Consider the following 11,241-nt stretch of genomic DNA (forward strand, 5'->3'; position numbering starts at 1 on the left):
TCTACCCCTCCTGGAATTTTATCTTTCTTTCTCTTTCTATTGTTGAGTATCTGCTTGAGTTCCTGTTGAATATCTCCATTAGTCTGGCGATGATGTTATTATCGACTTCCGTCTTTAACGGCCTCAGGTTTTCTATACACCTATCTACGGTCTGAACATCTCCAACACCGCTGGCAGCCGCGAGGGCTCCACCAAGAGCCGTCAATTCGCTCGTGGGCAGAACCAAGATCTCTCTTTCCAGAAGAGAAGCTTTGTATTTCATCAGCAGGCCGTTCAGACTCCCGCCTCCGCCACAGATAATTGGCAGCTTTTTTCCGGTTATCTTCTCGAGATTATCGACTATCAACTTGCTGGAAGAAGCGAGATAGATATACGCAGACTGGATAAGCTGCTCTCGGGTGAACGTAATGGGCATTTCGAGAATGGTGATGCCGTGCATGCCCTCCCCCACACTAAGGTCACCGTTCACGAGAAAGAGCGGTTCAAAATTCCAGATTTTGCTCTTCTCGATCTCCGAGTTCAGTTTTTCATAACTTTCTATGCTGGCCTGAAGACCGGTGAGATTCATTAAAGACTGGAGGAGTTTCCCATAATAGCGTAGGTTGCTTTCTATATAATATTGGGAATCTTCGAAGGCTACCCCGACGGTCCCGCCCGACATGAAGGGAGTATCGAAGACGAGGTTTCGATCGCCGATCTTTATAACGGCCGCAACTACCGAAGCCGAACCCATAGAATCGAAGAGAAACTCCTCTCCTCTGGCGAATACCCTGGCCGCAAAGAGGCCGGTTATGTGATCGTGTCCGGCGCTAACTATCGGGACACCGTCCTGAGTGAATCCTATAGGTCGGCCGGTATAGATCAACTCGCCCATTCTCTCAGGAGATTCTCCGATATACTCTAGCAGCGGAGAGTTCCAGCAGCGCCTGTGTATGTCTATCATGAAGGAACGGCAGGCCAGGCTCATATCCCAGGTCGGCCTTGCACCGAGCGAGTAAGCGAAATAAGAGGCCACCGGAAGCCAGTGTTCGACGACGTTGGGCGGCAGTGTTTCTCTCTGGAAGAGGATCTTGTAGATGGAGAAGGTGTATTCGTTCTCCACGCCAGTGATTCTGTAAGGGGAAAAACTATCGACGGCCGTTCTGTGTTTTTCCCAAATCGACCTTGTCGCGCTGTCGTACCACATAAGGGGATCTGAAAGCGCTTTCCCTTTATACACAGGAACAACCGTCTCGCCTATACTGGAGAAGGCTATACCGCCCAGTGAGTATTTACCAGATGCTCCGGATATGAATTTATCTACAAAAGAGTGTGTCGCCTCGAGGTCGAGATAATCCGCTCCCGCAATCCTCTTTTTTGGAGTCTCCTCGTGCATCACTTCGAGAATATTTCCGTTCGACCCCAGCACCAGGCATTTCATATTCGTCGTGCCTGTATCTATCCCCAGATACGCCTTCATAGTTCCACGTCCGAAACTACAACGTCTTTAATTACCCTCTCTACATCGGAGCGCTCAAATATGGCCGCACCATAATGCAGTGTGTTGGCCGCACCGCAGGCTGTCGCCATCTTCAGGGCCTCCCTCTTTGAGGCCAGTCTCTCCTGGCCGTAGATCAACCCGGCGAAGAAGGAATCGCCCGAGCCGACTGAAAAATCCGAAAAGACCTTCGTCGAAACGGCCCGAAATTTTTCGGTGTCTGAAAGCCATACGCTTCCATGCTTCCCGTTGGTTATTATTAAATCTTTGATCGAAGAGCCCCTCCTGAACTCCTCCATGTTCTTCAAATCGCCCTTCTCGATTCCGAAGGCCACTTTGAGTTCATCGGCGTTTATTTTGAGAAGCTCCGGCGACAGTGCGACGATTTTTGAGAGCCACGCCCCGGCGATATCGATCTTGAGCGTGCAACCGCTGTTCCGGGCCGCTATAACCAGATCGATCATCTCTCCATTTTCAAATCCCCGCGGTGCACTCCCCGAAATAACCAGGTTCACGCCTGACCCGATTCTCTCTTTGAAATACTCTATAAAGGCTCTGACCTCTCCGATCTTCATCACAGGACCCGGCTCGTTGATCATGAGCATTCTGTTCTCGTATTCATAGACCAGGGCCGTATTGATTCGATTGCTGTCTTCGATCCAGAAATTATCGGTCTTGATGCCCAGATCGTTGCACTCCTTCTCTATTATCTTGCCGACCTGGCCACCGAGAATATTTATGCAGAAATACTCGTCGAAACTAAAAACCCTCGAAAGAACCCGGGCGATGTTGAGGCCCTTGCCATCGACGAGCGAAACCACCTCGTCCCCCCTCACAACGTTCGGAATCTTTGGCGGCTTTTTGAGAATAACCCAGTGATCGTAACAGGGATTAAGATTCAAGATACAGGTATTGATGTTATTCTCCCCCTTCGTCGTACAACACGTATTCCTTGACAAACCTGGCCGTGAATTCGTCGGTGATCAGAGTGTCGATCAAACCTCCCCTCAGCGCCCCGACTATGCCGTCAACCTTGTGGTGACCGGCCGCGACTATTACTCTTTCTCCGGCCTTCAGGTACTGCTCGAAACCGAGGTTTATGCAGTTCTCGAGTATGTTTTTCTCGAACATCTTGCCGTTTATATCGAAGTAATGGGTAAGTACATCCCCGACGACGCTTCTCTTCTCCAGTTCGTCGGCGTAGCTCACGTCAAGAAGATTCTCTCTGAACAGCGGAGAACGGGCTATAGAATAGCCAACGCTACAGATTATCACATCCAGGCGTTCCCAGAGCTTCTGAATATTCATGTACTCCAGAGATTGCTTCGTGTTTTCCAGTTGCCGGGCATTCTCCAGAATGAATGGGAGGTACATCGGCACGGCTCTGGCCGATATCCTGCTGGCGAAGTTCTGTACTATGTGGTTTATATTGAATCTTTTGTCTGCCAGCCTCGCCGTTCCACCGGACAGAGGTATTATCTGCCACCTTGGACGATCCAGTCTTTCCACCGTCTCTGCGACCGTGAAAATTGTGTTGCCCCATCCCAGGCCGATATTCATCTCTCTTTCCGGCAGAGTCCCGAGGTATTTCGCGACTTCCCGTCCGAGCGCCCTCAGCACGGTCTTCTCGTTCCGCGCCCCCCGGGCTATGAAAAGTCTCTTGAGTCCGAATCTGGAAGTGAAGAAGGCTTCGTACTCCTTTATAACGGAGGATTTTATCGAAGGCGGTTCTACTTCGATACGGACTATACCCCTCTCTTCGGCCATCTTTAGATACTTGCTTATCTGAACCCTAGATACGCCGTATTTGAGGGCTATGTCCTTCTGGAGCATATGTCTCACATAGTAATCGCTCGCAACTTCGAACAATAACTCGTCACTTATCATCTTTTACTCCTTCACCGAGCCGCTAACCAGTCCGGCAATGAAGAACTTTTGAAGTATCATAAATATTATAAGCGGTGGCAGTGTCGCGAGAATCGAACCGGCGAAGAGCGGTCCCCACCTGGTCTGGTACTGCCCCACGAAAAGCTGGAGGAAGGTAGGAATCGTCTGTTTCGCTTTACTGGTCAGTATGGACATCGAGTAAAGCAATTCGCTCCAGGAAAAGAGAAAAGCATATACACCCACGGCGGCGATACCGGGTAAGGTTATGGGTAGAATCACCTTTCTGAAGGCCTGTCCGAAGCTGCACCCGTCTATCCTGGCCGCCTCTTCGAGCGATTTTGGAATTGAAAGGAAAAAGGTTCGCATGAACACGATCGAAATCGGTGTAGTAAATGGCAGATACGACAGGATCAGGCCCGTGTAAGTGTTTATAAGCCCAGTGGCGTTTAGCGCTTTAAAGATCGGCAACAGGAAGACCACCTGCGGGAACATCTGGAATATAAGTACACCTGTCAGAAGCGTCCTCTTCCATTTGAACTCGTATCTTGCAAAAGCGTAAGCAGGAAAAAGCCCTATGAGTATGGAGAAAAACATCGTTCCGCTACCTACGATAACGCTGTTCTTAAAGTAAGACCAGAAATTCATGCTGGAGATCTTCTCGAAATGCTCACTCGTGGGTTCGAAAATGAAGTACTTTATTGGATAGGCGTAGATATCCGGATAGGTTTTTAAGGCAGTTAGAACCAGCCACAAGAAAGGAAAGGCGATTACCACCGAGATCAGTATCAACAGTATGTACGTGATAGTCTTTTTGAGTTTTCTCTTCTGACTCCTCGTCATCTGGCTTCCTCCCTCGCAATACTTCTGAGGAACAGAAAGGCGATGAAGAAGATTATCACGAACAACACGTTGGAAAGAGAGGCCGCTTTGTTGAATTCCATGAACTTGAAACCCAATTTATAGATGTAAGTTACGATAGTCTCTGTTCCGTACCCCGGTCCACCTCCGGTCATGGTGTAGATAAGGGGGAAGTAATTAATCGTCCAGATTGTAGTCAGCATGAGAGTTGTCATAATAACCGGTTTCAACTGAGGAATGGTTATCTTCCAGAATCTCTTGAAGGAATTGGCCCCGTCGATTTCGGCTGCTTCGTATAGATCGATAGGTATCGTTTGAAGACCTGCCAGGAAGAACATGCCCGAAAGGCAGAAGCCCTTCCATATGTTGGCAATAATAACGGAGAGCATCGCCATATTCTCCGTAGCGAGCCAGGGTATATAGTCTCTTATTATATGCATCTTAACCAGAACATCGTTCAGTACGCCGTACATATCGTTGTACATCCACTTCCACATGACCCCTGCTACTATGTCGAGCACGGCCCATGGGAGTATGAGTATGATGCTTCTGAAAATTATCTGCCCCTTCGTGGATTCGTTGAGCAAAAGCGCTACAAACAGTCCGAGAAGGAGCTGGCCGCTAACGCTTCCCACAACCCACACGATCGTATTTAAAAGCGTTCTGCCAACCACCGGATCGGTAAAGTTATCTATGTAGTTTTGCAGAGTCAAGTTTCCATTTTTATCGGTAAAACTGTTGAAAAGGTTCGATCCAAGCAGAAAGACAAAGAGTAAAACGGTCAAAATAACATACGGTAAAACCATCTTGAGAGCAGACCTTTCTTCTCTGTTCAATGTACTCATTTGTCTTCAGCCCTTTCCTCTTCGAGAATTATAAAGGGGGCGGGCGACCGCTCCCGCCCCGAAAGATAGTGTATCACTTTGCAAGAATTGCATTTACATTTGCTTCTGCTGTCTTTATAGCTTCTTCTGGTGTTGCTTTACCAAGCAGGACATTCTGGATCATGATCTGGATCTGTTCAGATATCTGCGGATACTGTGGAATAGGAGGTCTGGAAACAGCGAAGGGGAAAGTTTCGAAAATTACCTGCCATTTGGGATCTTGCAGCACGGGTGAAGCGTAGCAAACGTCTTTTCTGGTTGGCATCGGACCGCCCTTGGCCTCGATCCAGATCATCCAGGTCTCGAAGCTGGTCAGATACTTGGCCAGTTCCCATGCGCTTTCTTTGTTCTTGCTCGCCGATGGAATAACTAGCGCCCAGCCACCGAGAACGCTGGCCGGAGTGGAACCGTAAGGATGGAGTGAAACGGTGTAGTTATTCACTATCGCCGGATTGGCAGTCTCGATAAGAGGGAAGGACCACGGTCCACCGATAGCCATGGCTACCCTGTTCTGCGCCATCATGTTCCTATAGTCGTCTTCGTTGTAGGTAATTGCGTTCGGGCTAACACCATAGGTAAGAGCGAGATCGGTGTAGAATTTAAGCGCTCTTAGGCCTTCGGGAGTATTGAAAGCCGCCGCCGAATAATCGTCCGTCAGCAGCTGACCGCCGGCGCCGTACAGAAAGATGATAAATGCGAGAGAGGTGTGTTCCGTCTTGGTTCCACTCACGCCGTAACCGTAAACTCTCTTGCTCGCGTCTGTGAGTTTCGTGGCCTGGTAAACCAGTTCCTCCCAGGTCTTCGGGGGATCGTTTCTATCTAGTCCGGCCGCGTCGAACATAGTCTGGTTGTAAAGGAGGAGTCTGCAATCGGTGTACCACGGAAGACCGTACCTTTCACCTTTGTAGGTAACTGTCGGCCAGAGGTTCGGCCATATCTGTTCGACTCCGTCCCAGGAATCCAGGAGAGCTCCCATCGGTTCGAGCCAGCCTTTCTCTGCGAAGGTTGGAACCCAGCCGCCAAGGTCGGCAAAGGCCAGATCCGGTCCCTGTCCTGCTTGAAGGGCAGTGAGGAGTTTGTCGTAGTAAATATCGAACCCGAACAGCTGCACCTCCACCTTTTGACCTGTCTCCTTCTCGAATTTACCGATAATCATATCCCAGGTTTCATCGAGTTCCGCGACCTGTCCGCCTATCCAGATATTGATCGTCTGAGATACACCGGCGATCGCAAGCACGACGAGCATAAGAAGAACCAATAACGAAGATCTGCGCATACTAAAACCTCCCTTTTTCGGTAAGTTACATATGTAACTTACTTAAGTAACCATAATAATTCTATACCCTTCTCTTCTCTACAAACAAATCCCGCTGCACCTGATCAGGACGAATTATCGATAATGACGGTCGAAGAAAGGCAGATAGCTGCCCGATTCTTCATAGATTTTAATTCGCTGACAAGGGGGAGTTCCGGTATCTTTCCGAAAAGCCGTTTTGCGTAAGACTTCTGGAGATACGCCAAAAAGATTCGATAATGAAACGGAAGGAGATCATGTGACTCATTTTTTGTCTTTGGAGCGGCCTTTGTGATAATATTCTTTTGTCGGCTTGATTGGCATGACCGCATCCCTGACCGTCTTTCATAAAACCTGCGGCCTGTTTATCTCCCCGTAGTTATCGAATAAAAAGCGATTCATTCTGGCTTATATGAGTATTCACGATAATTTGTAACTGCTTGATCGCCTGAAAAAAGGCGTCAAAAGAGGGGATGATAGTTGTGAATCCTGGGAAAGCGAAGCTACTGAAAAATCTTCTCGTCGGTGCAACCGGTGGTATCCTTACTTTTAGCACAGGGTTGGCTGCAAACTACGAAGACGTTATGACCAAAGAAACGGTTAAACCCGCGCCAAACCTGGAGGAAGTAATTCCACACCCTGAACAGATGCAAGAAGCCCTCGCCAAACTCGCCGAGCTTGAAAGCAGAACGGGAAAAAAGCCCAACATTCTGATCTACCTCATGGATGACGTCGGGTGGGGCGATCTCGGAGTTTACGGTGGAGGTGTGATGGTCGGAGCACCCACACCGAACATGGATGCCCTTGCCAGAGAGGGCCTCATGTTGACTTCGGCCTATTCACAGCCTTCTTCTTCGCCGACCAGAGCCACCTTGCTGACCGGACAACTCCCCGTGAGACATGGAATTCTCAGACCGTCGTTGTACAACGAACCGGGAGGATTGGGAGATTCCATAACACTCGCAGAACTTCTGAGCGAAGCTGGATACGTTACACAGGCCGTCGGTAAGTGGCATCTGGGTGAAAATCTAGCATCACAGCCCCAAAACGTCGGTTTCGATCATTTCACCGGCTTTCTGAGCGTCTCGGACATGTACACGGAGTGGCGCGATATCGATTTCTATCCCGAAATCGCCCTGAGCGAAGGGCGCACCCAGATGATGCGAGATTTTGCCTTCGAGAAATACTGGGTGCAGGCATCGAAGAACGGCGAACTCGAGCGAATAGCCGAGATAGATATTGACGTGCTCACTTACCTGGATCAGAACTGGGCGGATTTCTCGGTCAACTTCATAAAAGAGATGGCCGACAGCGACCAGCCTTTCTTCCTGTACCACGGTACCAGGGGCGCGCACTTCGATAATTATCCTCCCGAAGAGTACCTAGGAAAATCGCCGGCTAAACAGCGCTACAAGGACACAATTGTAGAACTGGACGATATACTCGGCCGTCTCGTCAAGGCTCTAGAAGAAACCGGTCAGCTGGAAAATACTCTGATATTCATCGCTTCCGACAACGGGCCGGAAATGGAAGCCTGGCCAGACAGCGCTTACTCACCCTTCAGAGGGGCCAAGGGAACTACCTGGGAGGGTGGCGTAAGGGTTCCTGGAATACTGTACTGGAAAGGAATGATAGAGCCCGGGCGCGTCTCCGACGGACTGTTCGATCTTGCTGACATATTCAACACCTCTCTGACGCTGGCCGGGGCGCAAGATCTAATGCCCACCGACAGATATATCGACGGGATCGACCAGACCTCCTTCCTGCTCGCGAAGGATGGGCTCTCGAACAGAAAGTACATCTACTACTGGCTGATGAACTACTTCTCAGCCGTGAGGATGGCGGAATACAAGTACATGACACTTGCCGAAGCCGACGATGAACCCGGCTCGGTAAACCCCGGCGGGTTCACAGGCAGTCTCGACATGTTCGCCTACTACCACATGTACAATCTTTATCTCGATCCCAAAGAAGAACATAACGTCTCCATAAGAAAGCTGGTGTACACCGATCTCTTCCTGGCGGCTATACACAAACACTTCGCTACACTGAAGCAATACCCGCCTGCAGTGGAGGTATTCCTGGGGCTGGTTCGCTGAAAAACCGGAAAGACACTTTGCAAAGCACGGTAATCCACGAAATTCTAGATAGAGAAAAGAATAAAAAGGTACACCGGGGGTATTCAGCCGAAGGTGTACCTTTTAAATGCTCTTCCGCCCCTATTCCTCCAGCTCGAGGCTCAAATACTTGGCCTGCACGCCTGGAAGAACGTTGAGCTTATTCATCAGCTCTTCGTGTTTCTCCCTTTCACCCACCAGCTCGAGAATGATGAGCCCATAATTGGAGCAGCTATCGAGAACGCCGTCGTGTATGCCCAGGCGTGTCTTGATAAGACAGCCCCATCCTGTCAGTACTTTCTGAACCTGTACGGCCTCTTCTTTCCTGTTGTCAACCATGATAGCCATTATAGTTTTCTCGTTGAATTTCATCGCGCACCCCTCACGATTTATATACTGACTTGCCTGCCAGAATCGTCTCAACTACGTTCAGTTCACTATCCATTATAACGAGATCCGCGAGATAGCCTTCCTTTATTCTCCCTCTGTTTCTGACTCCGAGGTTGGTCAGAGCGTTGTAAGAAGAAACTCTGGCCAATTCAACCAGCGAACACCCGGTCCACTTTCGGAAATTGCGGACGGCCTGATCGAGAACGAGCGTACTGCCGGCTATCGTTCCGTCATCGAGGGTCGCTTTCCCTTCATTCACGGTCACTCTCAACCCGCCGAGGTCGTAGATGCCGTCTTCCAGCCCCGTCGCGTCTATAGAATCGGTAACGAGGATTATATTGTCGGTCCCCCTGATAACATAGACCAGCCTTACGAACTCCGGCGCGGTGTGAAATCCGTCGACAATCATCTCGAGCTTGAGCGGGAGCATTAGGCCGGCGCCGACGCAGCCCACCTCTCTGTGGTGGAGTGTGTTCATGCCGTTGGGGAAGTGCGTCATCCTGTCGCAACCGGCCTCGAAAGCTTTATTTATCTGGGCAAAGGTAGCATCGGTGTGACCCATCGAAACGACTACGTCCTGCATCTTCATCTCCGCCAGCGCCTCGAAGAAACCGTCTATCTCCGGAGCCATGGTTACCAGAATCACGTCGTCTGTGAGGATCTCTCTCAACTCTTTCGGTGTTGCCGGTCTTATAGTTTCGGGATTCTGAGCGCCCTTCTTCTTGACGTTTATATACGGTCCCTCGTAGTGCACTCCCCTGATAGACGTTCTGGCCTTCTCTTCCATGTAGGAGGAAACGAGATTAGCCACTCTCAACATATCTTTCTTTAAAGCCGAGACCGTACTCGGAAGAAGAAACGTGACCCCGTGAGGATAGAGAAACTCCTCCCATTTCTCGAGGCCGATATGATCCATCTTCATACTGTTGACTCCGGCCGCGCCGTGCGAATGGGTGTCAACGAACCCCGGCATCATTATCAACCTGGGATTGCCGTGAGTTCTGTCAACGGACTCTATCTTGTTGCCAGAAATTCTTACATTGGCAGTATATTCTCCGTCAACCGGATCGACGACAAGAACGTTTTTCAACTCCATCTGGAAATTCCCCCTTTCCTGCTCAATCAATTATCACATTCAAACGGGGAATTTAAAACCGCAGTTGTCGCAGAATCTGGCATCAGAATCGTTCTGCTCGCCACAATCGGGGCATTTCTTGTCTTTTCTCAGAGTTGCGCCGCAGTTTTTGCAGAATCTCGAATCCGGAGCGTTCCCGGTTCCGCATTTTTGACATACGACCTTTGACTCTTCGGACCCGGAAATCCCTTCCTTTATAGATCTTGCGATAGTCTTGACACCATCCTTTGTTCCTTCGGCCATATAGTTAATAGTGTCTTTAGCCACCGGCGCAAGCTCGTTGGCTTTGTACCTTGCCACGGCTCCCATGAAACCGTAACTGGTCGCGATAGCTCCCAGAAAGATAAAAGGGATCGCCAGGAAGAAGAGGTAGAACTTATTCGGCTGCCCGAACGAGCCGAAAGCGCTGAAGAAATCTACCATGGCAATTATAAGGATGACCACACCTATAAAAATAAGGAGTGGGCCTGCAACCCTCAAAATACTTCTCATGCTACTGTTTTTTCCGCTAACAGACATATCCCGAACTCCTTTCATGAAATATCGAAAACGGTACAGACAAAACACCGGCCTCTAGAGGCCGTCCTCTGTACCAGTATATCCATATCTTTCCACAATGTCTCCAAAAAAAGAAGACCCTCTAGAAAGTTATGGAAAAAGGGTCTTCGTTTATCTAATAACGCTCCTGTTTGATTTTTTCAATTCACACGCCTCGCCTTCTAATCAGCTGTGAGGCGAGGACATGTATCTCTTAATCGCATCGATCTTCACTTTCTCGATCATCATGTCCACGTCTGCCAAATTTCTTATTCTTCTTATCATCGAGTACACCTCCCTTTCAGTAATATCAGAACCTGGGGCTTACCATCAGACTGCTGTACGCACTTTCTCTTACCTTAAAAACCATTCTGTCGATATCCTTCAAACTTCTCTTTCTCATATTTTCTCCTCCTTTTATTTGTGTTCTCTTCTCAGAATCTCGGATTGATCATCAGGTTGCTCAACGCGCTGTCCTTTTCGCTCTCGATCAACTTGTCAATTGCTCTGAAACTCTTCTTCTCTCTCTTAGACATGATCCTTCTCCTCCTTTTAGCTCTTTCTCATCTGATGTTCATCATTCTTGCCCTTAAAGAATCTTCTTTCGCGATTTCTACATAACGATCCATTTCATGGTAGTGCACTTTCTTCTCTCTCTTGTT

At 49.1% G+C, this 11,241-nt stretch carries 10 protein-coding genes; 1 reads left to right on the forward strand and 9 read right to left on the reverse strand.

Going from position 1 to position 11,241, the window contains the following annotated elements:
- Window position 1: 1 nt before the first annotated feature.
- The 6 genes from PKX57_RS03765 to PKX57_RS03790 all read right to left on the reverse strand — a co-directional run bounded on the left by PKX57_RS03765 (window position 2) and on the right by PKX57_RS03790 (window position 6,382).
- The gene (locus tag PKX57_RS03765) at window positions 2-1,459 is read right to left on the reverse strand and encodes an FGGY-family carbohydrate kinase (RefSeq protein WP_472416073.1); all 1,458 of its coding nucleotides are present in this window, start codon (window positions 1,457-1,459) and stop codon (window positions 2-4) included.
- Window positions 1,456-2,379, reverse strand: coding sequence for a 1-phosphofructokinase family hexose kinase (locus PKX57_RS03770; RefSeq protein WP_470745551.1), 924 nt, complete (start codon window positions 2,377-2,379; stop codon window positions 1,456-1,458). The genes PKX57_RS03765 and PKX57_RS03770 overlap by 4 nt, the downstream gene beginning before the upstream one ends.
- A 16-nt stretch (window positions 2,380-2,395) precedes the next feature.
- Window positions 2,396-3,364, reverse strand: coding sequence for a sugar-binding domain-containing protein (locus PKX57_RS03775; protein ID WP_213923143.1), 969 nt, complete (start codon window positions 3,362-3,364; stop codon window positions 2,396-2,398).
- 3 nt (window positions 3,365-3,367) lie between these two features.
- On the reverse strand, window positions 3,368-4,204 hold the full coding sequence (locus PKX57_RS03780; protein ID WP_169698662.1) for a carbohydrate ABC transporter permease: 837 nt from the start codon (window positions 4,202-4,204) through the stop codon (window positions 3,368-3,370).
- On the reverse strand, window positions 4,201-5,007 hold the full coding sequence (locus PKX57_RS03785) for a carbohydrate ABC transporter permease (protein ID WP_472412145.1): 807 nt from the start codon (window positions 5,005-5,007) through the stop codon (window positions 4,201-4,203). The genes PKX57_RS03780 and PKX57_RS03785 overlap by 4 nt, the downstream gene beginning before the upstream one ends.
- Window positions 5,008-5,140: 133 nt before the next feature.
- A complete protein-coding gene (locus tag PKX57_RS03790) occupies window positions 5,141-6,382 on the reverse strand; it encodes an ABC transporter substrate-binding protein (protein ID WP_472416075.1) in 1,242 nt (413 codons plus the stop codon).
- A 500-nt stretch (window positions 6,383-6,882) separates the two neighbouring features.
- On the opposite strand from PKX57_RS03790, the gene PKX57_RS03795 reads away from it, so the two are divergent.
- Window positions 6,883-8,499 (forward strand): arylsulfatase, encoded by a 1,617-nt coding sequence (locus PKX57_RS03795; protein WP_470745550.1) that lies wholly within the window; start codon window positions 6,883-6,885, stop codon window positions 8,497-8,499.
- Window positions 8,500-8,619: 120 nt separating this feature from the next.
- Here PKX57_RS03795 and PKX57_RS03800 read toward each other — a convergent pair whose 3' ends face one another.
- The 3 genes from PKX57_RS03800 to PKX57_RS03810 are packed head-to-tail and all read right to left on the reverse strand — an operon-like array spanning window position 8,620 to window position 10,534.
- The gene (locus tag PKX57_RS03800) at window positions 8,620-8,889 is read right to left on the reverse strand and encodes a CPF_0552 family protein (protein WP_213923138.1); all 270 of its coding nucleotides are present in this window, start codon (window positions 8,887-8,889) and stop codon (window positions 8,620-8,622) included.
- 10 nt (window positions 8,890-8,899) lie between these two features.
- Window positions 8,900-10,003 carry an N-acetylglucosamine-6-phosphate deacetylase gene (nagA, locus tag PKX57_RS03805; protein ID WP_213923137.1) on the reverse strand — a complete coding sequence of 368 codons (1,104 nt, stop codon included), beginning with the start codon at window positions 10,001-10,003 and terminating at the stop codon, window positions 8,900-8,902.
- A gap of 39 nt (window positions 10,004-10,042) precedes the next feature.
- On the reverse strand, window positions 10,043-10,534 hold the full coding sequence (locus tag PKX57_RS03810; protein WP_470745549.1) for a zinc-ribbon domain-containing protein: 492 nt from the start codon (window positions 10,532-10,534) through the stop codon (window positions 10,043-10,045).
- Window positions 10,535-11,241: the final 707 nt, after the last annotated feature.

The sequence above is a fragment of the Mesotoga sp. genome (assembly GCF_035363035.1).
Classification (GTDB): domain Bacteria; phylum Thermotogota; class Thermotogae; order Petrotogales; family Kosmotogaceae; genus Mesotoga.